General features: G+C 72.4%; 22 protein-coding genes. 8 read left to right on the forward strand and 14 right to left on the reverse strand.

Annotation, left to right across the window (positions count from 1 at the left end; translation table 11 throughout):
- Window positions 1–75: 75 nt before the first annotated feature.
- Window positions 76–699 carry a hypothetical protein gene (locus ACZ514_RS06750; RefSeq protein WP_468169744.1) on the forward strand — a complete coding sequence of 208 codons (624 nt, stop codon included), beginning with the start codon at window positions 76–78 and terminating at the stop codon, window positions 697–699.
- A gap of 157 nt (window positions 700–856) precedes the next feature.
- On the opposite strand, the gene ACZ514_RS06755 is transcribed toward ACZ514_RS06750, so the two are convergent.
- The 3 genes from ACZ514_RS06755 to ACZ514_RS06765 all read right to left on the reverse strand — a co-directional run bounded on the left by ACZ514_RS06755 (window position 857) and on the right by ACZ514_RS06765 (window position 3,521).
- Entirely contained in the window at window positions 857–2,155 is a 1,299-nt protein-coding gene (locus ACZ514_RS06755; protein ID WP_468170150.1) for an extracellular solute-binding protein, read from the reverse strand.
- Window positions 2,156–2,491: 336 nt separating this feature from the next.
- Window positions 2,492–3,109: an SMI1/KNR4 family protein gene (locus ACZ514_RS06760; protein WP_468169741.1), complete on the reverse strand. Its 618-nt coding sequence runs from the start codon at window positions 3,107–3,109 to the stop codon at window positions 2,492–2,494.
- A gap of 55 nt (window positions 3,110–3,164) precedes the next feature.
- Window positions 3,165–3,521 carry a DUF192 domain-containing protein gene (locus ACZ514_RS06765; protein ID WP_468701734.1) on the reverse strand — a complete coding sequence of 119 codons (357 nt, stop codon included), beginning with the start codon at window positions 3,519–3,521 and terminating at the stop codon, window positions 3,165–3,167.
- An 80-nt stretch (window positions 3,522–3,601) separates the two neighbouring features.
- Between ACZ514_RS06765 and ACZ514_RS06770 the strand changes: the two genes are divergently transcribed.
- Entirely contained in the window at window positions 3,602–4,306 is a 705-nt protein-coding gene (locus ACZ514_RS06770) for a prepilin peptidase (RefSeq protein WP_468701736.1), read from the forward strand.
- A gap of 131 nt (window positions 4,307–4,437) precedes the next feature.
- Here the strand turns inward: ACZ514_RS06770 and mgrA are convergent, their stop codons facing one another.
- Window positions 4,438–5,475: an L-glyceraldehyde 3-phosphate reductase gene (gene mgrA / locus ACZ514_RS06775; RefSeq protein WP_468169732.1), complete on the reverse strand. Its 1,038-nt coding sequence runs from the start codon at window positions 5,473–5,475 to the stop codon at window positions 4,438–4,440.
- A 127-nt stretch (window positions 5,476–5,602) separates the two neighbouring features.
- Here mgrA and ACZ514_RS06780 point away from each other — a divergent pair, with 127 nt between their 5' ends.
- From ACZ514_RS06780 to ACZ514_RS06795, 4 genes are all read left to right on the forward strand, one after another.
- Entirely contained in the window at window positions 5,603–6,364 is a 762-nt protein-coding gene (locus ACZ514_RS06780; protein ID WP_388934243.1) for an isoprenyl transferase, read from the forward strand.
- Between the two features lie 317 nt (window positions 6,365–6,681).
- Entirely contained in the window at window positions 6,682–7,998 is a 1,317-nt protein-coding gene (locus tag ACZ514_RS06785) for a PhoH family protein (protein ID WP_468169729.1), read from the forward strand.
- 408 nt (window positions 7,999–8,406) lie between these two features.
- A complete protein-coding gene (locus ACZ514_RS06790; RefSeq protein WP_468169726.1) occupies window positions 8,407–9,126 on the forward strand; it encodes an aggregation-promoting factor C-terminal-like domain-containing protein in 720 nt (239 codons plus the stop codon).
- A 118-nt stretch (window positions 9,127–9,244) separates the two neighbouring features.
- Window positions 9,245–10,585, forward strand: a complete 1,341-nt coding sequence (locus tag ACZ514_RS06795; protein WP_468169724.1) for an AI-2E family transporter — start codon at window positions 9,245–9,247, stop codon at window positions 10,583–10,585.
- Between the two features lie 150 nt (window positions 10,586–10,735).
- Here ACZ514_RS06795 and ACZ514_RS06800 read toward each other — a convergent pair whose 3' ends face one another.
- Together ACZ514_RS06800 and ACZ514_RS06805 are read right to left on the reverse strand one after the other, a co-directional pair.
- Complete coding sequence (locus ACZ514_RS06800) at window positions 10,736–11,275, reverse strand: alkyl hydroperoxide reductase (protein WP_388934233.1); 540 nt, start codon at window positions 11,273–11,275, stop codon at window positions 10,736–10,738.
- Between the two features lie 3 nt (window positions 11,276–11,278).
- Window positions 11,279–11,833, reverse strand: coding sequence for a peroxiredoxin (locus ACZ514_RS06805; RefSeq protein ID WP_388934231.1), 555 nt, complete (start codon window positions 11,831–11,833; stop codon window positions 11,279–11,281).
- A gap of 135 nt (window positions 11,834–11,968) precedes the next feature.
- Here ACZ514_RS06805 and ACZ514_RS06810 point away from each other — a divergent pair, with 135 nt between their 5' ends.
- Window positions 11,969–12,916, forward strand: coding sequence for a hydrogen peroxide-inducible genes activator (locus ACZ514_RS06810; protein ID WP_468169721.1), 948 nt, complete (start codon window positions 11,969–11,971; stop codon window positions 12,914–12,916).
- 31 nt (window positions 12,917–12,947) lie between these two features.
- On the opposite strand, the gene ACZ514_RS06815 is transcribed toward ACZ514_RS06810, so the two are convergent.
- From ACZ514_RS06815 to ACZ514_RS06835, 5 genes are all read right to left on the reverse strand, one after another.
- On the reverse strand, window positions 12,948–15,302 hold the full coding sequence (locus ACZ514_RS06815; protein WP_469124281.1) for an FtsX-like permease family protein: 2,355 nt from the start codon (window positions 15,300–15,302) through the stop codon (window positions 12,948–12,950).
- A complete protein-coding gene (locus ACZ514_RS06820; protein ID WP_468169715.1) occupies window positions 15,299–15,985 on the reverse strand; it encodes an ABC transporter ATP-binding protein in 687 nt (228 codons plus the stop codon). Before ACZ514_RS06820 ends, ACZ514_RS06815 begins: the two co-directional genes overlap by 4 nt.
- Window positions 15,982–16,506: a PadR family transcriptional regulator gene (locus ACZ514_RS06825; RefSeq protein ID WP_468169712.1), complete on the reverse strand. Its 525-nt coding sequence runs from the start codon at window positions 16,504–16,506 to the stop codon at window positions 15,982–15,984. Before ACZ514_RS06825 ends, ACZ514_RS06820 begins: the two co-directional genes overlap by 4 nt.
- 192 nt (window positions 16,507–16,698) lie before the next feature.
- Window positions 16,699–17,010 (reverse strand): type II toxin-antitoxin system antitoxin, encoded by a 312-nt coding sequence (locus ACZ514_RS06830; protein WP_468169709.1) that lies wholly within the window; start codon window positions 17,008–17,010, stop codon window positions 16,699–16,701.
- The gene (locus ACZ514_RS06835) at window positions 17,007–17,918 is read right to left on the reverse strand and encodes an SPFH domain-containing protein (RefSeq protein WP_468169707.1); all 912 of its coding nucleotides are present in this window, start codon (window positions 17,916–17,918) and stop codon (window positions 17,007–17,009) included. The genes ACZ514_RS06830 and ACZ514_RS06835 overlap by 4 nt, the downstream gene beginning before the upstream one ends.
- A 244-nt stretch (window positions 17,919–18,162) precedes the next feature.
- On the opposite strand from ACZ514_RS06835, the gene ACZ514_RS06840 reads away from it, so the two are divergent.
- Window positions 18,163–20,436: a transglycosylase domain-containing protein gene (locus ACZ514_RS06840; protein ID WP_468169705.1), complete on the forward strand. Its 2,274-nt coding sequence runs from the start codon at window positions 18,163–18,165 to the stop codon at window positions 20,434–20,436.
- Between the two features lie 87 nt (window positions 20,437–20,523).
- On the opposite strand, the gene ACZ514_RS06845 is transcribed toward ACZ514_RS06840, so the two are convergent.
- The 3 genes from ACZ514_RS06845 to ACZ514_RS06855 form a co-directional block, all read right to left on the reverse strand.
- Window positions 20,524–22,647 carry a SpoIIE family protein phosphatase gene (locus tag ACZ514_RS06845; RefSeq protein ID WP_468169702.1) on the reverse strand — a complete coding sequence of 708 codons (2,124 nt, stop codon included), beginning with the start codon at window positions 22,645–22,647 and terminating at the stop codon, window positions 20,524–20,526.
- 251 nt (window positions 22,648–22,898) lie between these two features.
- A complete protein-coding gene (gene fomD, locus ACZ514_RS06850; protein ID WP_468169700.1) occupies window positions 22,899–23,618 on the reverse strand; it encodes a cytidylyl-2-hydroxypropylphosphonate hydrolase in 720 nt (239 codons plus the stop codon).
- A 103-nt stretch (window positions 23,619–23,721) separates the two neighbouring features.
- On the reverse strand, window positions 23,722–25,125 hold the full coding sequence (locus ACZ514_RS06855) for a class II fumarate hydratase (protein WP_468169697.1): 1,404 nt from the start codon (window positions 25,123–25,125) through the stop codon (window positions 23,722–23,724).
- Window positions 25,126–25,221: the final 96 nt, after the last annotated feature.

Raw genomic sequence — 25,221 nt, forward strand, 5'->3', positions numbered from 1 at the left:
CGTCGGCCGTTCCCGTACGGGTGAACGCGCGCGCGGCATCGTTCCGGCCCGCCGCGGGGGCCCGTTGGTCCGGGCATGAAGCGCACTCGCACCGCCGCACTCGCCCTCGCCGCGGCCGCCGCGGCCGTCGCCCCCGCCCTCGGCCAGGCGTCCGCCACCGCCGCTCCGGGCACCGGCTACCTCCAGGACCCGGCCGGCGGCGAGCACGAGATGAAGTCCCTGTGGACCAAGGACCAGAAGCACAAGCTGGAGGGCCAGGTCCGCTTCCACCCCGGGATCCAGTACGAGACGGTCTCCCGGCCCTCGCTCCCCGGCGACCCGCGGGACGAGCGGCAGGTCGCCGACCCGGACACGCTGTCCTGGGCGCCCTCGTACGAGTTCGCCTGGGCCGTGTCCGACGTGCTGGTGAACAAGGGCCTGACCACGAAGAACGGCACGCACCCGATCGTCCTGCGCGCCGTACTGCGCGACGCGCGCGGGACCGCGCGGGCTCAGGTCGAGCGGAAGCTGACGGGGCAGCCGGCGACGGGGCGTCAGAAGGTCGCGGGCGGCGAGCGCATCGCGTGCGACACCGGTCGGTACACGGTGGAGTGGTCGGTCACGCGCACCCACTACGGGACGCTGACGGGCACGCTGCGCTGGGACTCCGGCTGCGAGCGCTACCGCACGGCGTTCTCCGGGAAGAACGGCCCGGCGTAGCACCGGCGGGAGAAGAGGAGGAGGCCTGTCGCCCCGCGCACCTTGTGGGTGCTCGGCGGGCGACCGGGCCACGGCCTTGGATCAAGTGCCGTCGGCCATTCTGCCGTACGGGATGGGGTGCGGCAGGGAGGCGGAGGCCCCAGTGGACGGGGGACCTTCAGCGCTTCTTTTTCGAGGCGGCGCTCGCCCGGGCGGAGATGTCCTCGAGGACGGCCTTCGGGTCGCCGCCCGGCTCCACGGCCCGCCCGATGCTGCGCTTGATGGTGTCGCTGACCGTCACCCACGCCGGGTCGTTGACCGGGTAGAGCTGCGCGCCGCGCAGGGCGGTCAGGAACTGCTCGTCGTTCTTGTCGAGGCCGCCGCCCGCGGGGGTGCGGGAGGCCGTGACCGTCGAGGGCAGCAGGTGGTAGCGGCCCGCGAAGTCCGCCAGGTTCTTGTCCTGGTAGACGAAGTCCAGGAACCTGCCGATCTCCTCGCGCTTGCCGTTCTGCTTGAAGGCCATCATCCAGTCGGCCACGCCCACGGCCGGCGGGGTCTCGCCGGTGCCCAGGTACTCCGAGACCGGCATGGCCACGGTGCCGACGGTGATGCCCTTGGCACGCGCCTCGTGGGTGAGCGACGGGTAGCCGTTGAGCATGCCGACCTCCCCGCGCAGGAACGCGGCGAAGGCGTCGGCGCGGTTCAGCTGCGAGGGCGGGACCGGGCCGGTCAGCCCGGGGCCCACCAGCTGCTCCTTCAGCCACTTGAAGGTCTGGATGTTCTGGTCCGAGGCGAGGCTGTAGTTGCCGCTGCTGTCGGCGTAGCCGCCGCCGTTGCCCAGCTCCCAGATCATCGCCTCCGCGTGCGCCTCCTCGGGGCCCAGGGGCAGGGCGTACGGGTACCGCACGCCCTTCGCCTTGAGCGCCGTCGCCGCCGCCTTCAGGTCGGTCCAGGTCTTGGGCTGCCAGGAGGCCGAGCCGTCCTTCGGGACGATGCCCGCGTCGGCGAACAGCTTGGTGTTGTAGAAGAGCAGCCGGCTGCTCGCCACGAAGGGCAGGCCGTAGAGGGTGTTGCCGACGGACCCGGCCTCGGCCAGCGGCTGGAGGAAGTTCGCCTCGGCGGTGACCGAGAGCAGTTCCTCCGCGGAATACAGCTTGCCCTGGGCGGCGAAGTCCGAGTAGGAGCCCATGAGGGCCATGTCGGGCGCCTTGCCGGCGTCGACCATACGGGAGACCTCGCGGTCGATGTCGGCCCACGGGATGAGCTTCACCTCGACCCTGATGCCGGGGTTCGCCTTGGTGAAATCGGCCGTCACCTTGTCCCAGAAAGCCTTGGAACTGTTGGCGGAGGTGTTGCCGTATTCGGCGGCGACCAGGCGCAGCGCGTCGCCGCCGTCACCGTCGCCGGAGGAACTTCCGCAGCCGGACAGCGGTGTCAGCAGGCCGAACACGGCTGCTGACGCGACCGCGCCGAACATTCTTCTTCGCACGGGTGGATACCCCTGATTTTCTTTTGAGTCCGGTTATTACTTATGAGTTGCTCCGGGCTGGGGTGTCCCGCCGTGGCCCGTCTGGCCGGAATTCTCTCCTGAGGGCGGCGGACTCGATTCCATCGGGTCGGCAGTTGTGGCGGTTGCTCCAACGGCGTCTTTTCGGATTTGTGTTTTCCGATATGCGGGGGGTCTGTCGGACGCGCGTAGACAACGGAAAAGCCCGTTTCCGGGAGGGAAACGGGCTGGGACGCTTTCCGGCGGCGCGGGCGGGCGCGGGCGGGCGCGGTGGCGGACGGGGGCCGGCGGGGGCCGACCGGCCGGCTAGCCGGCGAAGTCGCCGGCGTAGGGGTCGGGCTCGCCCGTCTCGGGGTTGCGGCCCTCCTGCCAGCGGCGCTGGGCCTTGCGCCAGTGCACGAAGCTGAGGTGGCCGCCGTCCCAGAAGGTGATGCTGACGGGGCTCACGTCGAACTCGTCCGAGCACAGCCGCAGCAGGAATTCGGCCATGCCGTACGGGTGGACGGCGAAGGCGTCGGCGGTGTGCCGGCCCACGACCAGCACCGGCCACCGGTCGGGGTCGGGGTCGGTGGTGAGCCAGCACAGGATGTCGGCACCCGCGGTGACCCCCCAGGCGAGGATCGACTCCGGGTCCACGTCGAAGGCGGCCCGGCCGCCCCCCGCCTCCCACGCCTGCCGGGCGTTGGCGGTCTCCTCGGCCATCTCCGCCGGGTCCCACTGCAGTCCCGGCTTGGGCAGCGGCAGCAGGATGCCGGCCTCGCCGTTGATGGAACCGGCGCCGAAGCGCCCCATGAAGGCGACGTAGTCCGACGGGAACCGCGTCCCCCACACGGCCTCGGCCGCCTGCCAGTCGATGTCCTCGTCGGCGCCGTGCGTCGCCGGCATGATCTGCTCAAGCGCCTTGATCCGCGCGTTCTCCGTCATGCCGCTCCCCTGAGACCCCAGCTCAACCGCCCCAACCTACCGCCCGCGCGGCGCCTCACCCAGTCCCGGCCGAGACGGCCACCACGCTCCCCACGGCCAGGCCCCAGCCCGACATGGCCCCCGCCCCGGCCTCCAGCACGTGCCGGGAGCGCGGGCGCGGCAGGCCCAGGCGGCCGGGGGGCATGGTGGTCAGCGCGATGACGCGCATCCGGCGGTCGAGGTACGCGACGTCGATCGCGAACCGCATCCCGAAGGTGTGCACGCTCCCCGCCGGGGTCAGCAGCAGCGCCCCGTCGACGCCGTCGCGGCCGAGCAGCCCGCGGGTGCGGGCCCGGTAGGAGGCGGCGACCTCCAGGGGGACCACCACGGTGCCGATGCGGAGGGTGCCGGGGCCGTCCTGCCAGTGCGCCATGCGGGCCACCCTAAGGCCCGTCCCCCGATGGGGTCCTGGGGCCCATCCGTGCCGCCGTGCGGCGGCCTACCGTCGGCTGGATGGGCGCACTCGTGATCATCCCCGCGGCGGCGTACGGCGCGGCCGCCGGCCTGGCGCTGCCGCGCGCCGCGTACCGGCTGTCGGTGCGGCCGGGGGAGCCCTGGCGGGGTCACTGCCCGCGGGGGCGGCCGCTGGCCGGCTGGCTGGGCCCCGCCCCCGGGTACGGGCCCCGCGCGGGCCGTCTCGCCGTCCTCACCGGCGGGGTGTGCGCCGCGCTCGGGGCGGCCGTGGGGGCCCGGCCCGAGGCGGCGGTGTTCGTCGCACTCGCGCCGGTGCTGGTGCTGCTGGCCCTGGTCGACCTCGCGGTGCACCGGCTGCCCGACGTGCTGACCCTGCCCCTGGCCGCCGCCTGCGCCGCGCTGCTCGGCGCCGCCGCGCGGCTGCCGGGCGCCGCCGGGTCGTGGCGGCTCGCGCTGCTGGGCGGGCTCGCGCTCGGGGCCTCGTACCTGCTGCTGTTCCTGATCAACCCGGCGGGCATGGGCCTGGGCGACGTCAAGCTGGCGCTCGCCCTGGGGGTCGCTCTTGGGTGGTACGGGTGGGGGGTATGGGCGGCGGGGGCCTTCCTGGGGCTGCTCTACGGGGCCCTGTACGGGCTGGGCCTCGTGCTGAGCGGCCGCGCCGGCCGTGACCAGGGGTTCGCCTTCGGCCCCTTCATGGCCGCCGGATCCCTCACCGGAGTGCTGCTGGGCGGATTCGGAGCGTAATCATCCCGCGCCGATGCACGCAGGACGCTTTACGAAGGGTTATGGTGGAACCCCCCCCTCGGGCCGGTCCGTATCCCCCCCACGGACCGGCCCGTTTTCCGTTCTCCGCCCCCTCGGGCCGAAAGCGCAGGTCAGCCGCGCTGGGCCCAGATGTTGGTGCCGGGGGTGGACACCGCGAAGGAGTCGATCTCCTTCAGCTCCTCCTCCGTGAGCGGCGCTCCGGCCAGCGCGGCGACGTTCTCCTCCAGCTGCCCCACGCTCGACGCGCCGATCAGCGCGGAGGTCATCCGGTCGTCGCGCAGCACCCACGTCAGCGCGAGCTGGGCCAGCGACTGGCCGCGCCGGGCCGCGATCTCGTTCAGCCCCGTGAGCCGGCGGACAACGTCCTGCGAGAGCAGCGACGGGTTCAGCGACTTGCCCTGGCTGGCGCGCGAGCCCTCCGGGATGCCCTGGAGGTACTTGCCGGTCAGCAGGCCCTGGGCGAGCGGCGCGAAGGAGATGCAGCCCATGCCGGCCTCCTCCAGGGTGTCCAGCAGCCCGTCCTCCTCCGTCCAGCGGTTGATCATGGAGTACGAGGGCTGGTGGATCAGCGGGCGCACGCCCATGTCCGTCAGGATCCGCGCGGCCCGAGCCGTCTGCTCCGCCGTGTACGAGGACACGCCCACGTACAGCGCCTTGCCCTGCTGGACCGCGGACGCGAGGGCGCCCATGGTCTCCTCCAGCGGGGTGTGCGGGTCGAAGCGGTGCGAGTAGAAGACGTCGACGTAGTCCACGCCCATCCGCTTCAGCGAGGCGTCCAGCGAGCCCAGCAGGTACTTGCGGCTGCCCCATTCGCCGTACGGGCCGGGGTGCATGAGGTAGCCGGCCTTGGTGGAGAGCACCAGCTCCTCGCGGTACCGCGCGAAGTCCCCGGCGAAGATCTTCCCGAAGTTCAGCTCGGCCGAACCGGGCGGCGGGCCGTAGTTGTTGGCCAGGTCGAAGTGGGTCACGCCGAGGTCGAAGGCGCGGCGCAGGATGGCCCGCTGGGACTCCAGGGCCCGGTCGTCACCGAAGTTGTGCCAGAGGCCGAGGGAGATCGCGGGGAGCTTGAGGCCGCTGCGGCCCGTGCGCCGGTACTGCATGGAGTCGTAGCGCGAAGGCTCTGCCCGATAGGGATTGTTATCAGTCACGATGTCCTTGCTATCACGTACGTCTGACCGACCGAGTTGGGTACCCGATCCCGGCGCGCAGTAATGTGGCGGACTCGGGGGAGACCGCAATTGGCACGGGGGCATTGCACGGAGGGGCTCGAAGATCGTGAAGCTGCGCGACCTGGTGTACAGGCTCTATGCACGCCGGGTGGAAGGCCGCCTCGACCATGACGCGTCGCCCAAGCACATCGGCGTCATCCTGGACGGGAACAGGCGCTGGGCCAAGGCGTCCGGAGGCACGACGGTGCAGGGCCACCAGGCCGGCGCCGACAAGATCTCCGAGATGCTCGGCTGGTGCACCGAGACGGACGTCGAGGTCGTCACCCTGTGGATGCTCTCCACGGACAACCTGGACCGGCCGGAGGTCGAGCTCCGGCCCCTGCTCAACATCATCGAGAACACGGTCCGGGGCCTCGCCGAGGACGGCCGCTGGCGCGTCCACCACGTGGGCAACCTCGACATCCTGCCCGCGCGCACCCAGACGGTGCTGAAGGAGGCCGAGCAGGCCACCCACGACGTCGACGGGATACTGGTCAACGTCGCGGTGGGCTACGGCGGCCGCCAGGAGATCGCCGACGCGGTCCGTTCGCTCCTGCTGGAGCACGCCGAGAAGGGCACCTCCTTCGAGGAGCTGGCCGAGGTCCTGGACATCGACCACATCGCGGAGCACCTCTACACCCGCGGCCAGCCCGACCCCGACCTGGTGATCCGCACCAGCGGCGAGCAGCGGCTGTCCGGATTCATGCTGTGGCAGAGCGCGCACTCGGAGTACTACTTCTGCGAGGTCTTCTGGCCGGCCTTCCGCAAGGTCGACTTCCTGCGCGCCCTGCGCGACTACGCCGCCCGCCACCGGCGGTACGGCACCTGACGGGAAGCGGCTGACGCCCCCTCGGCCCCGTCCGTCCCGCGCGCGAACCCTTCACCTGGGATTCACCGAGCGTCCGTCATATGCCATGGCATGGCGGCGCTCGTTCGAGGGCATAACCCAGGCAGGTCGACGCCCGATCCACGGGTGTCGAGTCTCAGCGGACGGCACAGGGCCGTCCGCCCGGGAGGCCCTTTGCACCAGGACGCGCGTGCGGTTCGCACGGACGGATTGGAGGGCCGGAACTCGGCCCTGGCACTGGCGCCGATGACCGGTCCGGTCTTCATGGCCCGACCTCTTCCGAGGGGGTACGTCCTTCCGTGGTGACCAGCACAAAGCGCCGCCTGCCCGACAGGCGGACCTACGTCCTCGACACCAGCGTCCTGCTGGCAGACCCCAACGCGATCTCCCGGTTCGACGAGCACGAGGTCGTGCTCCCGATCGTGGTGATCACCGAGTTGGAGGCCAAGAGGCACCATCCCGAACTCGGCTACTTCGCCCGTCAGGCGCTGCGCCTGCTCGACGACTTCCGGGTCCGCTACGGTCGCCTCGACGCCCCCATCCCGCTGGGCGATCTGGGCGGCAGCCTGCGCGTCGAGCTCAACCACTCCGACCCCGGCGTCCTGCCGGCCGGCTTCCGGCTCGGGGACAACGACTCGCGGATCCTCGCGGTCGCCCGCAACCTCCAGGCCGAGGGCTACGACGTCACGGTCGTCTCGAAGGATCTCCCGCTGCGCATCAAGGCCTCCTCCGTGGGCCTGCTCGCCGAGGAGTACCGCGCGGAACTCGCGATCACCGATGCCGGCTGGACCGGCATGAGCGAGCTCGCCCTCTCCGGGGAGCAGGTGGACCTCCTCTACTCCGAGGAGCGGCTCCACGTACCGGAGGCCGCGGACCTGCCCGTGCACACCGGGCTGATCCTCCAGTCCGAGCGCGGCAAGGCCCTGGGCCGGGTCACGGCCGACGGCAACGTGAAGCTCGTACGCGGCGACCGCGAGGCCTTCGGGCTGCACGGCCGCAGCGCCGAGCAGCGCATCGCCCTGGACCTGCTGCTCGACCCGGAGATCGGGATCATCTCGATGGGCGGCCGGGCCGGCACCGGGAAGTCGGCGCTGGCGCTGTGCGCGGGCCTGGAGGCCGTGCTGGAGCGGAGGCAGCATCAGAAGGTCATGGTCTTCCGCCCGCTGTACGCGGTGGGCGGGCAGGAGCTCGGCTACCTGCCGGGCGACCAGACCGAGAAGATGAGCCCGTGGGCGCAGGCGGTCTTCGACACCCTCTCGGCGGTCGCCGGGCGGGAGGTCATCGAGGAGGTGCTGGGGCGCGGGATGCTGGAGGTCCTGCCGCTCACGCACATCCGGGGCCGCTCGCTGCACGACGCGTTCGTCATCGTGGACGAGGCCCAGTCCCTGGAGCGCAACGTCCTGTTGACCGTCCTGTCGCGGATCGGGGCCGATTCGAGGGTCGTCCTGACCCATGACGTGGCCCAGCGCGACAACCTGCGGGTCGGCCGGTACGACGGAGTGGTCGCCGTCGTTGAGAAGCTGAAGGGGCATCCGCTCTTCGCCCACGTGACGCTGACCCGCTCCGAGCGCTCCCCGATCGCCGCCCTGGTGACGGAGATGCTGGAGAACCTCTAGGAGGGAAGGGGCTAAAACCCCCATAGCGGGACGGTCTGTTGGCGCCGTCCGGCCAAGGCGGAGGAGCCTAGCCGGGCGGCGCCCCGCTGCACAGGTGTTTTCCGAAAACAACGGGAACATCGCAGGTGTGACCTTTCCCACGCAACGCGGAATTGCCCTGCGGCGTCGAGGTCCGGCAGAGTCTGTTTTCCGTCAGGCCCCGCATACGGCACACCTGTATCCCCCGTTGGGATGCGCACCACAACTCCACAGCCGATGTCCGTATGCCGCCCGGTACAGCAGGCAGCCTCCGTGAGGGAGTTGCCCACGGGCCCGTGTCTCCAGTGACCTCATCACCCCGGAGACCAGTGTCGAGGGGGCACTCTTGCGACCGCGCGGTCACTGCGGACGCTGCTGGAAGGACACCGTGTGAGCCGGATCTCGGTCCGGGGGTTCGCAGTGGCTTCGGCCACCGCGGTCACCACCGTCGGCGCAGTCGTGGGCGTCGCCACTGGCGATGCCGCCTCGAACGACCTCGAGACGACCGCTTCCGGCGCGACTCTCCTCGCTGACATCCCCGTCGGCGAGCAGGCCCAGGTCCAGAGCGGCACCCTGGCGCAGCAGGCCGACAGCATCGCCCACGCCGCCGACACCGACGCCAAGCGTTCGGCGGAGGAAGCCGCCCGCATCCAGGCCGCCGAGGACGCCAAGTCCAAGAAGGCGGACGCCGAGAAGGCCGAGCAGGCGAAGAAGGCGGAGGCCGACGCCAAGCTCAAGGAGCAGCGCGAGGAGCAGGGCGAGATCGCCAGCCGCTCCGCCGCCCGCGACGCCGGCGACTTCCCGGTCCAGGGCTCCTACACGGTCGCCCAGGTCAAGGAGATCGCCCGGCAGCTGGTCCCCTCGGGCCAGTTCCAGTGCTTCTCCAACATCATCAACCAGGAATCCACCTGGAACTACAAGGCCGTCAACTCCTCCTCGGGGGCCTACGGTCTGGTCCAGGCGCTCCCCGGTTCGAAGATGGCCTCGGCCGGCTCCGACTGGCGCACCAACCCGGCCACCCAGATCAAGTGGGGCCTGGGCTACATGAACGAGCGCTACGGCAGCCCGTGCAGCGCCTGGAGCTTCCACCAGGCCAACGGCTGGTACTAGAGCTTCGGCACAGGGCCCGCGCACGACCTCGGGGAACCCCGCACCGTCCGACGGTGCGGGGTTCCGCGCGTGTACGGTCGTGCGAGGTGTCAGCGCTCGGCGGGGGGAAGGGAACGACATGGCGAAGAGGGCAGGCTGGCTCGGCCGGCTCGGCAGCAGGCTGAGCCGGATGGAGGCGGCCCTCCACGAACGGCGGGCCGAGGTCGAGGCCGAGGCCGCCGGTGAAGCACCGCTGCCCGCCTCCGCCGTGGCCGCGCCGGCCCCGGACGTCGCGGCACCCGGCGCGCCCGGGGCGGTCCCGCCGCCCCAGCGGCCCGAGCCGGTGACCGTCATCCCGTGGGGCGTGCGGGTCGCCGCCGAGGCGAGCTGGCGGCTGCTGCTGCTCGCGGGGATGGTCTGGGTGCTGATGCGGGTGATCAGCGAAGTCCGCCTGGTCGTCCTCGCGTTCGCGGCCGCCCTGCTGGTCACCGCGCTGCTCCAGCCGTTCGTGGTGCGGCTGCGCCGGCTCGGGCTGCCGCGCGGGCTCGCCACGGCCGTCACCGCCATCCTCGGCTTCGTCGTCATCGGGCTCGTCGGCTGGTTCGTGGTCTGGCAGGTCATGGAGAACCTCGACGACCTCTCCAACCGCCTCCGCGAGGGCATCAACGAGCTCAAGACGTGGGCACTGGACAGCCCGTTCCACGTGACCGAGAAGCAGATCAACGACATCGCGAAGAACCTCAGCGAGACCATCGGCACCAACACCGAGGAGATCACCTCCGCCGGCCTCCAGGGCGTGACGGTGCTCGTCGAGGTGATGACGGGCATGCTGCTCGCGATGTTCTCGACGCTCTTCCTGCTCTACGACGGCAAGAACATCTGGACCTGGGTGCTGGGCCTCGTCCCGGCCGCCGCCCGTCCCGGGGTCGCGGGGGCGGGTCCGCGCGCCTGGCGCACGCTGACCGCGTACGTGCGGGGCACGGTGCTCGTCGCGCTGATCGACGCCGTGTTCATCGGCCTCGGCCTGTACTTCCTCGACGTCACGATGGCCGTGCCGCTGGCCGTGTTCATCTTCCTGTTCGCCTTCATCCCGCTCGTCGGCGCCGTGATCTCGGGCGCCCTCGCGGTGGTCGTGGCGCTGGTGACCCAGGGGCCGGTGATCGCCCTGGCGGTGCTGGGCGTGGTGCTGGCGGTCCAGCAGATCGAGGGGCACGTGCTGCAGCCCTTCATCCTCGGCCGGGCCGTACGGGTCCACCCGCTCGCGGTGGTGCTCGCGGTGGCGGCCGGCGGGATGATCGCGGGCATCGGCGGGGCGGTCGTCGCGGTGCCGCTGGTGGCCGTCACCAACACGGTGGTGGTCTACCTGAGGGCCTATTCCCGCGAACGGCACCTCGGGGCCGTCTCCACCGGCCCCGGCCCGCACGGGGCCACGGCTGTGGACGCCGCCGCCCCGGAGGCCGGAGACGATCAGCGAGCCTGAGCCCGGAGGGAACCGGCCCGACCACCCACCGGAAGGGCCCCGATGGCCCGGCCGCGTGTGTAGTGACCCGGCCGGGGAAACGCCGTGCCCCCCGCCGCCCTCAGGGGCGGCGGGGGGCACGGTCACGCACAGGAATACCCGTACGGGTGACTACTCGGCGGCCAGGGCCGCTTCGGCGTCGAGGGTGACGGCGACGGCCTGGATCACCGAGGCGATCTTGAAGGCCTCCTGGACCGTCTCCCGGCCGACGCCCGCCTTGCGCAGGACCTGCTCGTGCGAGTCCAGGCACTGGCCGCAGCCGTTGATCGCGGAGACCGCGAGCGACCACAGTTCGAAGTCGACCTTCTCCACGCCCGGGTTGCCGATGACGTTCATCCGCAGGCCCGCGCGCAGCGTGCCGTACTCCGGGTCGGAGAGCAGGTGGCGCGTCCGGTAGAAGACGTTGTTCATCGCCATGACCGCCGCGGCGGACTTGGCGGCGGTGTACGCCTCCGGGGACAGCGCGGCCTTGGCCTCGGGCTCCAGCTCACGCAGGACCCGCGGGGAGCGGGCGGCGATCGCGCAGGACAGGACGGTGCCCCACAGCTGCTGCTGGGTGAGGGTGTCCTGGTTCCCGATGACCGAACCCAGGTTCAGCTTCAGGTCCTTGGCGAAGTCCGGTATGGCCGACTTCAGGGTGTCGAGGGACATCCGTCACTCACCGGCCAGCAGGGCGCCGGCGTCCAGGGTGCTGTCGCCCTTGTTCCAGTTGCAGGGGCACAGCTCGTCGGTCTGCAGGGCGTCGAGGACCCGCAGGACCTCCTTGGGGTTACGGCCCACGGAACCGGCGGTCACCATGGCGAACTGGATCTCGTTGTTCGGGTCCACGATGAAGACGGCGCGCTTGGCGAAGCCGTCCTCGCCCTCGACGCCGCAGGCCTGCATCAGCTCGTGCTTGACGTCGGCCAGCATCGGGAAGGGCAGGTCGCGCAGGTCGGCGTGGTCCTTGCGCCAGGCGTGGTGGACGTACTCGGAGTCGCCGGAGACGCCGAGGACCTGGGCGTCGCGGTCGGCGAACTCGTCGTTCAGCTTGCCGAACGCGGCGATCTCGGTCGGGCAGACGAAGGTGAAGTCGGCAGGCCAGAAAAACACCACGCGCCACTTGCCCTCGTAGGACTTGTGGTCGATCTGGGCGAACTGCTTGTCGGCCTCGAGGGAGACGCAGGCGGTCAGATCGTAGGCGGGGAACTTGTCACCGACAGTGAGCACACTCACTCCTTGCGGAATGGAAAGTGACCCTTTTGGGGGCTTTCCGAAGGGGTTGGACGGATCTCACATGCTGGCACAGCAGCATTGATTACGGAAATAGCTACTCTTGTGGCGGGTGATCGGAGGTACCTATCAGTGGCTGTCAGTAGTAGAGGACCGAAGCAGCCGACGCTGGCGCAGCTGCGCGCCTTCGCAGCGGTCGCGGAGCACCTGCACTTCCGCGACGCCGCCGCGGCCATCGGAATGAGCCAGCCCGCGCTCTCCGGAGCGGTGTCCGCGCTGGAGGAGGCCCTCGGGGTGCGGCTGCTGGAACGCACCACCCGCAAGGTGCTGCTCTCCCCGGCGGGAGAGCGGATCGCCGTGCGGGCCCGCGGCGTGCTCGACGCGCTCGGCGGGCTGCTGGAGGAGGCCGACGCGGTACGGGCCCCCTTCACCGGGGTGCTGCGGCTCGGGGTGATCCCGACGGTGGCCCCGTACCTGCTGCCGACCGTGCTCGGGCTCTTCCACCGCAGCTACCGCGGGATGGACCTCCAGGTGCACGAGGAGCAGACGGCGTCGCTGCTGGAGGGGCTGGCCGGCGGGCGGCTGGACCTGCTGCTGCTCGCCGTGCCCCTGGGCGTGCCCGGAGTCACCGAACTGCCGGTCTTCGACGAGGACTTCGTGCTGCTGGCGCCCCGCGAGCACCCGCTGGCCGGGCGGCGCGACATCCCGCGCGAGGAACTGCGCGGCCTCCAGCTGCTGTTGCTCGACGAGGGGCACTGTCTGCGCGACCAGGCCCTGGACATCTGCCGCGAGGCGGGACGCGGCGCCGGAGCGGACGTCACCACCACCGCGGCGGGGCTGTCCACGCTCGTCCAGCTCGTCGCGGGCGGACTCGGGGTGACCCTGCTGCCGCGCACCGCGCTGCGGCTGGAGACGGCCCGCAACGAGCACCTGGCGACGGGGTACTTCGCCGAGCCGGCCCCCTCGCGGCGGATCGCGCTGGCCATGCGGAGCGGCACGGCCCGGCAGGAGGAGTTCCGGGCCATCGCGGCGGCGCTGCGCGAGGCGGTCCGCCCGCTGCCGGTGTGGCCCACCGACTGAGGCGGGCCGCACCGGCGGCGGGCCGCGCCGGCTACTCCGTACGCAGCCCGTCCGGGCGCATCAGGCGCAGCAGCGGCGGCAGCGACAGCAGGGCGACCGCGGCGACCACGCCGGCCCCCGCGCCGGTGAGGGCGAGCACCGAGGTCCAGTCGACGCGGACCGGGACGGCGGCCATCCGGCTCAGGACCGCGCCCAGCCCGACGCCGACGGCCGCCGCCAGGACCAGGCCGAGGGCGACGGGCAGGGCCGACTGCCACAGCACCGACAGGGCCAGCGTGGAGCGCCTGGTCCCGAAGGCGACCAGCGCCGAGAGGAGCCTGCGCCGCTCGCGGAGCTGCTCCAGCTGGGAGACCAGCAGGCTGGTGCCGATCAGGACCAGCACCCCCGTCGCGCCGAAGAAGAGCCCGACGCGGATGCGGGCGTAGCCGGCGTCCTCCTGCGTGGAGCGCAGCGTCATCGCCGTGGCGAACGGGTCCGCCTTGAAGGCGGCCGTCCGGACCCGCTCCAGGGCGTCCGGGTCGGAGTCGTCCAGCTGGACGTAGACCTCCGCGGACCGGGCGCGCCCCAGGTCCTCGGGGGCGGCGGCGTGGGTGACCAGCAGGCCGTCGCGGAGCACGCCGACGGGGTCCTCGCGGGCCGGAACGGTACGGGCACCGGCCGGGAAGGTCCACTCGGCCGTCTTCCCGCCCAGCGCGGCCGACTCCTCGGCGGAGAGCGTGACGTCCCCGGCGAGGACCCGGTCACCGGGGCGCACGGGCGCTTCGAGGGGGCCGCCCGCCAGGACGAAGGCGTCGCCGTCCTGGCAGGAGCCGAGCTCGGCGACCTCGGCGAGCGCCTCGCAGCTGCCGACGGTCACGGGGACCGCCGGGGTGCCGGGCGCGGACCCCTTGGGCGCCGCGCTGACACGGCCCAGCGGTACGGCCCGGGTGACGCCCGGGGTCGCGGAGATCCGCCGGCCGAGGGCCTCGAGCCCGGACTCGGTGCCGCTGTGCAGCAGGATCGCCACCGACGCCCGGGACGGGTCGTGCCCGGTCTGCGTGGTGAACTCGTCCTCGGTGCCCGCGAAGAGCATCTGGAGGGCGATGGCCCCGGCGACCGCCACCGCGATGCCGTTGACGAGACGGACGGAGGGGCCGCTGGAGACCTGGAGGCGGCGCACGGCCAGCTGCCAGGAGACGGGCCCGCCGCGCAGCCGGCCGACGAACCGTTCCAGCAGCCACGGCAGCAGGGCGGTGACCCCCACCAGCAGCAGTGCCACGCCACCGGTGACCTGCCACTCGTTGAACCGGCCGTGGTCCTCGCCGCGGCCCGCCAGCGGCGCGAGCAGGCCGAGCCCGCCCAGCGGCAGCAACAGCCGCCACCAGACGCGGCGCCGGCCCGGTGCGGCGGTGCGCAGGACGCCCAGCGGCTCGATGACGACCCCGCGCAGCGTGAACAGGGTGACGGCCACCGCCGCGAGGGGGACGGCGAGCACGACCAGGGCCACCAACTGCGGCGACGGGTCGAGGTCGGCCGGGAAGACGCTGCGGCCGCCGATGGAGAGGGAGCCGGCCAGCCGACGGCCGATCAGGAAGAAGCCGGAGCCCAGCACCAGCCCGGCCACGGCTCCGGCCAGCGCCTCGCCGGCCGCGATCCGGCGGACCGTGCGGCCGTCGGCGCCGACCAGCCGCAGGGCGGCGAGCCGCTGGTCGCGCCGCTCGCCGCCGGAGCGGACGGCGGCCGCGATGAACACGGCGACCGGCGTCAGCAGGGCCACGAAGGTCAGCACGACGATGAGCATCAGCACGGGACTGAGCGGCTTGGTCCCCCGCAGGCCGGCGAAGCCGGTGACGCGCTGGACGCGCAACTCGCCCGGCTCCGGCGCCGGGAGCCGGTCGGCGCCCTGGTAGAAGGCGAGTTCGGCCGGGCCGGTCAGCCCGGCGTCGCCGATGACCGCGCTGATCCGCCCGTCGAGGCGTTCACGCAGCAGCGCACCGCCGGGGGAGCGCAGCAACGCGTCCAGGGCGGGCGAGACGGCCAGCTCACCGGGGGCCGGGAAGGCCTTCAGGCCGGGCGGCAGCGGAGCCCGGGGGCCCTCCGGCCGGAGCAGCCGGCCCTCGATGTCCCGGCCGCGGTAGCTCATGTCGGCAGTGCCGACCAGCAGGGTGTCCCCGCCGGGCGCCGCTGCTCCGGGGGCCGACCGGGTGGACCGGGCGTCGCCGCGCTCCTCGCGGGCGGCGAGCGCGCCGGGGACCGCCGTACTGAGGAGCAGCAGCGCCACGCCCAGTCCGACGCCCACGGCGGTGAACAGGGTGCGCAGCCACCCCTCGCGGCCGCCGCCGAGGGCGAAGCGGGCGCCCATGGCGAGGTCCCGGGACCAGGCCCAGGCCGTGCCGGGAGCGCTCATACGATCCGCTCCATGTCGCGGGAGCGGCCGTCGCGCATGACGATCTCGCGGTCCGAGTACGCGGCCACGCGGGTCTCGTGCGTGACGAGGACGACGGCGGTGTTCGCGGACCGGGCGGCCTCGGTGAGCAGCTGCATCACCAGTTCGCCGTTGAGGGAGTCCAGGGCGCCCGTGGGCTCGTCCGCGAAGATCACCCGGGGGCCGCCGACGAGGGCCCGTGCCACGGCCACCCGTTGGCCCTGCCCGCCGCTGATCTCCCCGGGGCGCTTGGCCCCGAGGTCCTCGACCTGGAGCCGCTCCATCCAGCGCAGGGCGGTCCGCTCCGCGTCCTTGCGCCGGGTCCCGGCCAGGCGCAGCGGGAGCGCCACGTTCTCGACGCAGGTCAGCTCGGGCACCAGCCGGCCGAACTGGAAGACGAAGCCGAACTCGCCGCGGCGCAGGGCGCTGCGTTCGGCGTCGTTCATCGAGGACAGCTCGCGGCCGGCGTAGGTGACGCTGCCGGAGTCGGGGGTGACGATCCCGGCGAGGCAGTGCAGCAGGGTCGACTTGCCGGAGCCGGAGGGCCCCATGACGGCGACGACCTCGCCGGGGTGGATGGAGAACTCCGCGCCGTCGAGGGCCTTGGTGGGCCCGTACGCCTTGTGCAGGGCGGCGCCGGCGAGCAGGGTTCCGGCGGGGGTCATCGGCGCACCTCGCGGGCGAGCTGGTCGAGGCGGGCGGCGGTGAGCTCCAGCCAGCGCAGGTCGGCCTCCAGGTGGAACAGGGCGTGGTCGCAGACCAGCTGGTCGGCGATGTCGCCCTTGCGCTTGCGCTGGGTCAGGATGCGCATGAGCCGCAGGTGCTCGGCGCGCTGGGTGTCCAGCAGGCCGTCGGCGCTGCGGTGGGTGAGCAGGGCCAGGACCACCTTCGTGTAGAGGGTCGACTGGAGGTACGGCTCGGGTTTCTCGGGCTGGGAGAGCCAGTGCTCGACGTCGGTGATGCCGGCGTCGGTGATGGCGTACCGCTTGCGGTCGGGACCGCCGCCGCTCTCGATGCCCTCGACCTCGACGAGGCCGTTCCTCAGGAGCCGGGACATGGTCGAGTAGACCTGCCCGTAGGCGAGGGGGCGGTCGTGGCCGAAGGTCTCGTCGAAGGCGCGCTTGAGGTCGTAGCCGTGGCGGGGGCCGGCCTCCAGGAGGCCGAGCAGGGTGTGGCCGATGGACATGCCGCGACTATACATGGGGTGTATACGCACGGTGTATAGACCGGCGGCGGTGGCTCCGGGCGGATGCGGTTCGCGCCGCCTGACGCGCCGGAAGGCCCGCCGGCGGGGCCGACGGGCCTTCTCGTGCGTGCGGGCGCAGGCCCCCGGGGCAGGCCGCGGCGCGGGTGCGCGCGTCCGGGCCCGCGGGGCGGGTCAGGAATCCGGTGCGTTGCGGGGCCGGCCGCGCGGGGGGATCGGGGCGGCGCCGCCCGGGAGGCGGCCCGACTCGGACAGGGCCCGGCGCAGCAGGAACTCGATCTGCGCGTTGGCGCTGCGCAGCTCCTCCCCGGCCCAGCGCGCGAGGGCGTCGTAGACCTGCGGGTCGAGCCGCAGGAGCACCTGCTTGCGCGCCTGCCGCGCCGCCCGGCCCGCCCTGGCCCCGTCCCCGGCCGGGGCGCCGGCGTCCGCGCCGGAGCCGGCCCCCTGGCCCTGGGGGCCGCCGGGGCGGGAGGCGGCGGGGCTCACTGGTAGAGGGTGCCCGCGTTGATGACCGGCGTGGCCGCGCGGTCGCCGCAGAGCACCACCATCAGGTTCGAGACCATGGAGGCCTTGCGCTCCGGGTCCAGGTCCACGATCTCCTCCTCGGCCAGCCGGGTCAGGGCGAGCTCCACCATGCCCACCGCGCCCTCGACGATCTGCTTGCGGGCCGCCACGACCGCGCCGGCCTGCTGGCGCTGGAGCATCGCGGAGGCGATCTCCGGAGCGTACGCGAGATGCGTGAAGCGGGACTCGATGATCTGCACGCCCGCCGCCTCGACCCGGGTCGCCAGCTCGACCGCGAGCTTCTCGGTGATCTCCTCGGCGTTGCCGCGCAGCGACAGGCCGCCCTCGTCGTGGGAGTCGTAGGGGTACTCGATGGCGATGTGCCGGACCGCCGCCTCGGTCTGCGTCTCGACGAACTCGGTGAAGTCCTCGACCTCGAAGACGGCCCGCGCGGTGTCGGCGACCTTCCACACCACGACCGACGCCAGCTCGATCGGGTTGCCGTAGGCGTCGTTGACCTTCAGGACGGCCGTCTCGTGGTTGCGCACGCGGGTGGAGATCTTCTGGCGCGAGGTCAGCGGGTTGACCCAGCGCAGCCCGTCCGTGCGGATCGTGCCCCGGTAGCGGCCGAACAGCTGGACCACCCGGGCCTCGCCCGGGGCCACGGTGTTCAGCCCGGTCATCGCGAAGAGGGAGCCGAGGAAGAGCAGAAACCCCAGCGGGATCAGGGCCGCCTTGACGGCCGTCGCCTCCGACGCCGCGGCGACCGCGAGCAGGGCCGCTCCGCCGGCCACCCCCACCAGCCCGGACAGCAGGGCCGGTCCGCCGCCGACGCTGCGCGCCGTGAACTCCCGTACCTCAGCCGGTCGCGTCTCTGCTGCGATCGTCATGGAATGCCCCCGATTGTTCTGTTAGGTCCGGTCGTCGTCGACCGTGGTGCCCTATCAAAGTGATATCACTTTTTGCGGACACCGCAACCCTTCCGGCATCGTGGGCGTCGGTTCCATCGGAGTGGGTGCTGATTCTCACGTCCGAATTGACCGGTATTGATCTGGATTGATCAAACTTTGTCACAGCCTGCGGTGTTAGTTTTCTGAGCTGACGTCGGGGGGGTAATCGAGCGGAGCGGGAGCGATGGGCCGAGCAGATGCGCGACGGGCGCAGCAGCAACGCGGTGCGCGGAAAGCGCCGAGCGGGCGCGCCGGCGGGCGCACGGGCAAGGCGACCGGGAAGCGCAGCGGCATACGCCGCTTCCTCAACTGGAAGACGCTCCTCGGGACTTTCCTCGGCGGCATACTCCTGCTGGTGATCGCGGCGATCGTCCTCTACTTCCTGGTGGACGAGCCGACCGACCCGAACAAGACCGCGACGCTCCAGAGCAACACGTACAAGTACGCCGACGGCTCGATCATGGCCCGCACCGGCGACATGAACCGCGAGATCGTCCCCCTCGACAAGGTGCCGGAGGACGTCCGGACGGCGTTCATCGCCATCGAGAACAAGACCTTCTACCAGGACCGCGGCGTCGACGTGATGGGCGTGGCCCGGGGCCTGGTCAACACGGTCCGGGGCAAGGGCACGGCCGGTGGTTCGACGATCACCCAGCAGTACGTCAAGAACTACTACCTGACCCAGGACCAGTCGCCGACCCGCAAGCTGCGCGAGCTGATCATCTCCCTCAAGGTCGACCAGCGCATGGAGAAGGACGACATCCTCGCCGGTTACCTGAACACCAACTTCTACGGCCGCAACGCCTACGGCATCCAGGCCGCCGCCCAGGCCTACTACGGGGTCGACTCCGACAAGCTGACCCTGGAGCAGGGCGCCTACCTCGCCGCCGTCATCCAGGCGCCCAGCCAGTACGACTGGGCCACCGCGGGCCCCAACGGCAAGCGGCTGGTCATGATCCGCTTCAACGCCGTCCTCGACAACATGGTCGAGATGGGCAAGCTGGACAAGGCCAAGCGCGAGACCCTGAAGTTCCAGGAGCCGATCAAGCCCAAGCCGCGTCCGGGCATGGACGGGCAGAAGGGCTACCTCATCCAGGCCGCCGAGGTCGAGATGAACCGGCAGGGGATCAAGGACTCCGAGATAGCCGCCGGCGGCTGGACGATCACCCTCGCCATCGACAAGAAGAAGCAGGCCGCCCTGGAGAAGGCCGTCCAGGACGAGCTGGAGTCCAAGCTCGAGCGCAAGAACACCAAGGACCGGCCCCAGGACCAGTCCGTCCAGGCGGGAGCCACCTCGGTGGACGCCAAGACCGGCTACATCGTCGCGATGTACGGCGGCGTCGGCCTGACCGAGAAGTCCGCGAGCAACGCGCTGCGCACCGACTACCAGCCGGGCTCCACCTTCAAGCCGATCGTGCTGGCCTCCGCCCTGGAGAACGGGGCGAAGACCCAGGACGGGCGTCCGATCACCCCGAACGCCCTCTACGACGGCACCAGCAAGCGTCCCGTGGTCGGCAGTGACACCCCGTTCGCCCCGGAGAACCAGGACGACATCAACTACGGCGACCCGATGATCACGCTCCAGGAGGCCACCAACTCCTCGGTGAACTCCGTCTACGCCCAGCTGATCGTCGACGCCAAGCCGGCGAACGTGAAGAAGACGGCCCTCTCCCTCGGCATGGTCGACCGCGAGGGCTGGCTCGCCGACAAGCCCGCCATGTCGCTCGGCACGATGAGCGCCAACACCGTCGAGATGGCCGCCGTCTACGCCACGCTCGACAGCCACGGCAAGAAGGTCACCCCGACCATCATCAAGAAGGCCGAGCACAAGGACGGCGAGTTCAAGCCCGTCAGCCCCATCGGCTCCCAGGTCCTCACCAGCACCACCGCCGACACCGTCACCAAGGTCCTCACCGGCGTCGTCGAGGAGGGCTCCGGCAAGGCCGTGCGCAGCTCCGCCTACGAGGCCGCGGGCAAGACCGGCACCACCGAGAAGAACGTGGCCGCCTGGTTCACCGGCTACACCCCGGAGCTGGTCACCGTCGTCGCCATGTTCGGCGAGGACCCCACCACCCACAACCAGGTCACCCTGACCGGTACCGCCGGCAAGGGCCGCGCGGGCGGCTCCAGCTTCCCCGCGCAGATCTGGCAGGCGTACACCACGGCCGCGCTCAAGGGCCAGACCACCGGCCAGTTCGACCTGTCGGACGCCAAGATGGGCACCCCGCCGCCCGCCCGCACCCCCAGCCCGACGGCCACCCCCAGCGGCTCGGTCTCCCCGTCGCCGACCAGCTCGGGCGTCCGCCCGTCCGGCACCCCGGACCCGTCGGCCAGCTCCGGCAAGCCGACGCCGCCGACGCAGAACCCGACGCCGCCCACCCAGAAGCCGACGCCGCCGACGCAGAAGCCGACGCCGCCGACGAAGGAACCGACGCCGCCGATCCTGCTGGACCGCTAGGCGGTCTCCGGTCCCGGGCACGTACGGGCGCGGCCCCCGCAGCGATCACGCTGCGGGGGCCGCGCCGTTTCCGCGTACCGCTGACCGTCAGCCCCGTTCGTGCGCCCCCGGCAGCGGGAGCTCGAACCAGACCACCTTCCCGCTGCTCAGCCGGGTCGCACCCCACCGCCGGGCGAGGCGGTTGACCAGGAACAGGCCGCGCCCGCCCTCGTCGGTCTCCCGGGCCCGCCGCTGGCGCGGCAGCTGCGGGGAGTCGTCCCCGACCTCGCAGCGCAGCACGTCCGTGCGCAGCAGGCGCAGCGTCACCGGCCGCTCGGCGTACCGGACGGCATTGGTGACCACCTCGCTGACCAGCAGCTCCAGCGAATCGCTCAGCTCCTCCAGGTCCCAGCGGGCCAGCGCCCGCCGGGCGAACCGGCGGGCCCGGCCCGGGGCGGTCTCCTCCGGGTCGAGGAACCAGTACGCCACGTCGCTGGGCGCGATCCCCTCGAAGCGGGCCGCCAGCAGCGCGATGTCGTCGTCCCGGTCGCCCGGGCCCAGCATGTCCAGCACGTCGTCGCAGAGGGCCTCCAGCGGAGGCGAGTGGTCCAGGCCGGTCAGCTGCGCCGTGGCGGCGAGGCGCTCGCGCAGCTGCTCGATGCCCGTCCACACGTCCCGCAGCCGGGACTCCACCAGCCCGTCCGTGTACAGCAGCAGGGTGGCCCCGGCCGGGGCGTCCAGCTCCACGGCCTCGAAGTCCACGCCGCCGACCCCGATGGGGGCGCCCGGCGGGACGCGCAGCACCTCGGCGCGGCCGCCCAGGTGCAGCAGCACCGGCGGGGGATGGCCGGCGTTGGCGATGGTGATGCGGTGCGAGACGGGGTCGTACACCGCGTACAGGCAGGTGGCCATGCGGTCGGAGCCCAGCCGCTGGGCCTGCTCGTCCAGATGGTGCAGCACCTCGGCCGGGGGCAGGTCCAGCTGGGCCAGCGTCTGCGCGGTGGTGCGCAGCTGGCCCATGATCGCCGCGGAGGTCATGGAGTGGCCCATGACGTCACCGACGACCAGCGCGACCCGGCTGCCCGGCAGCGGTATGGCGTCGTACCAGTCGCCGCCCACCCGGGCCGTCTCGGCGGCGGGCAGGTAGCGGGAGGCCAGGCGCACCCCGGTGGGCTGGGGGAGGCCGTCGGGCAGCATGGTGCGCTGGAGCTCGTCGGCGATGTACGCCTCGCGCCCGTAGAGCACGGCCTTGTCGATGCCGAGCGCGGTGTGCGTGGCCAGCTGGGCGGCGACGAGCAGGTCGTTCTGCTCGAAGGCGTCCCGTTCGGGCGTGCGCAGGAAGACCGCCGCGCCGATCACGCGCCGGCGGCCCCGCAGCGGGGCCAGGATGGCCCGCTGGCCGCGCGGGACGGGATGGTCGCCGCCCAGCAGCTCCGGGAGCGCGTCCTTGGCCCCGGCGGCCGACCCGAAGACGGGCCGTACGCCGCGCAGGACCTCGGCGAGGGCCCCGCCGGGGCGGATCTCGCACAGCTCGGCCGCGGGCAGGTCGCCCTGCGGGCCGACCAACGGGAGCTGGCTGAAGTCGAGTTCGCCACCGGTTCCGGTGCCGCCCGCGCCCTCGGCGGCCTCGGTCAGGTCGTCGATCGGCCGGAGCCGGTCGGTACGGCGCAGCCTTAAGACGACCGGGCCGGCGGGCCGTTCGTCGCCGACGGGCAGCGGGTCGCGCAGGTAGACGAGGATGGCGTCGGAGAAGGTCGGCACGGTCGCCCGGCACAGACCGAGGACGATCTCGTCGAGGTCGATGCCGCGAGCGATCCGGCGCGTGGCGGCGCCGACGAAGCGCAGCCGGTCGCCCTCGCGCCGTGCCACGCCGGCCTCGCCCGGGCCGGATCCGGCGCCCGTGGCGGGGCCGGTGCCCGGGAGCACCCGTACCGCCGCCGCGGCGGCGGCCGGGTCGGCCGGGGTCCCGTCGGCCTGCCCGCCGGCCTGCGGGCGCCGGCCCGCGTTGCGCGCGGCCGCGCCGTCGCGGTCGCGCGCGGCGGCCGGGGCGGTGTCCGCCGGGGCGTGCCCGGCGCCCTCGCCGGTGGTGCCGCGCGGGCGCGGGAAGTCGGCATGCGTGCGTACGGCCTCGGCGGCCGCGATGGGGGCCTTGCCGTGGCCGAGCTCATCCGTACCTCCGCCGGAGGCGACGGTGGGCTGCGGGCCCTCCTGGGAGGTGGGGTACTCCGTCACGCGTGGAATTCCGTCCGTTTGCGCTCGATGTGCGCTGCACTCAACTCGGTCAGTCGCGGTATACCCGCTCAGCGGCGGGGGCACCACCACCCCCGGGTACCGCGTCCCGCTCGTTACCTTTCGCTCGCGTCGACCTCTGGTCAAGTCCCGGTCGCCACAGGTCATTTACGGGTGCGGGACCGGCCGGGCCCCCCGCGCGGGACCGGCGGAGGACGATCCTACGTTTGAACCCCGGGGGCGCATCAAGGGTCTCATGAGGTCATATGCGCCGGGGTGCGGTCCCAGTCCTCGGGCAGAAGCGGAACGCCCCAGGCCGGATCGGGCCTCCAGTCCTGCCATCCGTCGCAGTACGGAGCCCCCCAGGCCTTGACGACCTCGACCGCCGCGCGCCCCGCGTCCACCACGCGGCGCGCCTGCCGCCGGTCCATCAGGCCGATCCGCTGCGCCTGCGCGAACTCGTCCTCGTCCAGCCACTTCCAGCTGCGGTCCGGGTAGACCGCGATGTCGAGGAAGTGGTCCACGGAGTCGACCCCGCCGGCCCACCGGGTGCGCGGCTCCTCGAGGTTCACGTACCAGTTCTTCAGCTGCCAGCCGCCGTCCCAGAACAGCCAGACCGACCACGGCTCCCCGGGCCGGGCCAGCTTGAGCACGCCCCCGCCGAACCAGCGCGAGCGCGCGGTGGTGCGCGGCGCGGTGTAGCGGGTGGCGAGCGGCTCGCGGTGCACCGGAGTGCCGTCGGCCAGTACCGGCCGGACGCATTCGGTGCCGGGCGCCATCCACACGGCGAGCAGGTCGTCGGTGTCCCGCACCACCGTCACCGGGCGGGCGATGTGGAACCCGCCGCCCGGCCCCGGGGCGTGGTCGCGGTAGCGCCAGAGGATCTGGTCCCCGGGCGCCCAGTGCTTCTCCCGCGTCCCGCCACGCGCGGCGGGACCCGCCGCGTCGCCCCCGGGCCCGTAGGTACCTGTCATGCGCAGATCTTAGGTCGGCGGCCCCGCCGGATGCTGCGGTGCAGGTCACGGAGGGGGCCGGGGACGGGAAACGACCGGATTCGGCCCCTGTCCGGAACCGGTCTCAAGGGTGCGTCATCCGCAGGACGTCGAGCGCCTCGTCCAGCTGCGCCAGGGTGAGCGCCCCCCGGTCGACGTAGCCGGACTCCAGGACGACCTCCCTGATCGTCTTGCGCTCGGCGAGCGCCCGCTTGGCCACCTTGGCGGCCTCCTCGTACCCGATGTACCGGTTGAGCGGGGTCACCACCGAGGGCGAGGACTCTGCGTACTCCCTGGCCCGCTCGGCGTTGGCGGTGATCCCCGCCACGGTGCGGTCCGCCAGCAGCCGGCTCCCGTTGCCGAGCAGCCGCACCGATTCCAGCAGGTTCCGGGCCATGACCGGGAGCATCACGTTGAGCTCGAAGTTGCCGGCGGCGCCCGCCACGGCGACCGTCGCGTCGTTGCCCATCACCTGCGCGGCGATCATCAGTACGGCCTCGGGGACGACCGGATTGACCTTCCCCGGCATGATCGAGGACCCCGGCTGGAGATCCGGCAGATTGATTTCGGCCAATCCGGTGCGCGGGCCGGAGGCCATCCAGCGCAGGTCGTTGCAGATCTTGGTGAGCGAGACGGCGATCGTACGGAGCACCCCGGAGGTCTCCACCAGCGCGTCCCGCGCCCCCTGGGCCTCGAAGTGGTTGCGGGCCTCGGTCAGCGGCAGCCCCGTGGCCCGGGCCACCTCGGCGATCACGGCGGCCGCGAACCCGGGCGGGGTGTTGATGCCGGTGCCCACCGCCGTACCGCCCAGCGGCAGTTCGGCAAGCCTCGGCAGGGAGGCCCGCAGCCGTTCGACGCCGTAGCGGACCTGGGCGGCGTACCCGCCGAACTCCTGGCCCAGGGTCACCGGGGTGGCGTCCATCAGGTGGGTGCGCCCGGCCTTGACCACGCCGGCGAACTCCTCGGCCTTGCCCTCCAGGGCCCCGGCCAGGTGCTCCAGGGCCGGGACCAGCTCGCGGGAGACGGCGGCGGTGGCGGCGATGTGGATCGACGAGGGGAAGACGTCGTTGGAGCTCTGCGAGGCGTTCACGTGGTCGTTGGGGTGGACCTCGCGCCCGAGCCGTTCGGTGGCCAGGGTGGCGATCACCTCGTTGGCGTTCATGTTGGACGAGGTCCCCGACCCGGTCTGGAACACGTCGACCGGGAAGTGCTCGTCCCAGCGTCCCGCGGCGACCTCGGCGGCGGCGGAGCCGATCGCCCGCGCCACGTCCTCGTCCACCACCCCGAGCCCGGCGTTGACGAGGGCCGCGGCGGCCTTGATCCGGGCGAGGGCCTCGATGTGGGCGCGCTCGAGGCGCTGTCCGGAGAGCGGGAAGTTCTCCACCGCGCGCTGGGTCTGGGCGCGCCACTTGGCGTGCGCGGGGACCCGTACCTCACCCATGGAGTCGTGCTCGGTCCGGAAGTCCTGCGGCTGCTGATCGTCAGTCATCTTCGTAGCCTCCTCAAAAACTTGAGCAATTGTCTTGTTCGAACTGTTCCCATCTCCCCTACCGGCCAGTAAATACCGGTGGTAACACCGATATCG

The sequence above is a fragment of the Streptomyces sp. NPDC034086 genome (assembly GCF_055575515.1).

Excerpts from the sequence above, each read along its gene's own strand:
- ACZ514_RS06750 (WP_468169744.1), top strand. The coding sequence starts at position 76 with ATGAAGCGCACTCGCACCGCCGCACTCGCCCTCGCCGCGGCCGCCGCG.
- ACZ514_RS06755 (WP_468170150.1), bottom strand. The coding sequence starts at position 2,155 with ATGTTCGGCGCGGTCGCGTCAGCAGCCGTGTTCGGCCTGCTGACACCG.
- ACZ514_RS06760 (WP_468169741.1), bottom strand. The coding sequence starts at position 3,109 with ATGACGGAGAACGCGCGGATCAAGGCGCTTGAGCAGATCATGCCGGCG.
- ACZ514_RS06765 (WP_468701734.1), bottom strand. The coding sequence starts at position 3,521 with ATGGCGCACTGGCAGGACGGCCCCGGCACCCTCCGCATCGGCACCGTG.
- ACZ514_RS06770 (WP_468701736.1), top strand. The coding sequence starts at position 3,602 with ATGGGCGCACTCGTGATCATCCCCGCGGCGGCGTACGGCGCGGCCGCC.
- ACZ514_RS06795 (WP_468169724.1), top strand. The coding sequence starts at position 9,245 with ATGGCGAAGAGGGCAGGCTGGCTCGGCCGGCTCGGCAGCAGGCTGAGC.
- ACZ514_RS06800 (WP_388934233.1), bottom strand. The coding sequence starts at position 11,275 with ATGTCCCTCGACACCCTGAAGTCGGCCATACCGGACTTCGCCAAGGAC.
- ACZ514_RS06815 (WP_469124281.1), bottom strand. The coding sequence starts at position 15,302 with ATGAGCGCTCCCGGCACGGCCTGGGCCTGGTCCCGGGACCTCGCCATG.
- ACZ514_RS06820 (WP_468169715.1), bottom strand. The coding sequence starts at position 15,985 with ATGACCCCCGCCGGAACCCTGCTCGCCGGCGCCGCCCTGCACAAGGCG.
- ACZ514_RS06825 (WP_468169712.1), bottom strand. The coding sequence starts at position 16,506 with ATGTCCATCGGCCACACCCTGCTCGGCCTCCTGGAGGCCGGCCCCCGC.
- ACZ514_RS06835 (WP_468169707.1), bottom strand. The coding sequence starts at position 17,918 with ATGACGATCGCAGCAGAGACGCGACCGGCTGAGGTACGGGAGTTCACG.
- ACZ514_RS06840 (WP_468169705.1), top strand. The coding sequence starts at position 18,163 with ATGGGCCGAGCAGATGCGCGACGGGCGCAGCAGCAACGCGGTGCGCGG.
- fomD (WP_468169700.1), bottom strand. The coding sequence starts at position 23,618 with ATGACAGGTACCTACGGGCCCGGGGGCGACGCGGCGGGTCCCGCCGCG.
- ACZ514_RS06855 (WP_468169697.1), bottom strand. The coding sequence starts at position 25,125 with ATGACTGACGATCAGCAGCCGCAGGACTTCCGGACCGAGCACGACTCC.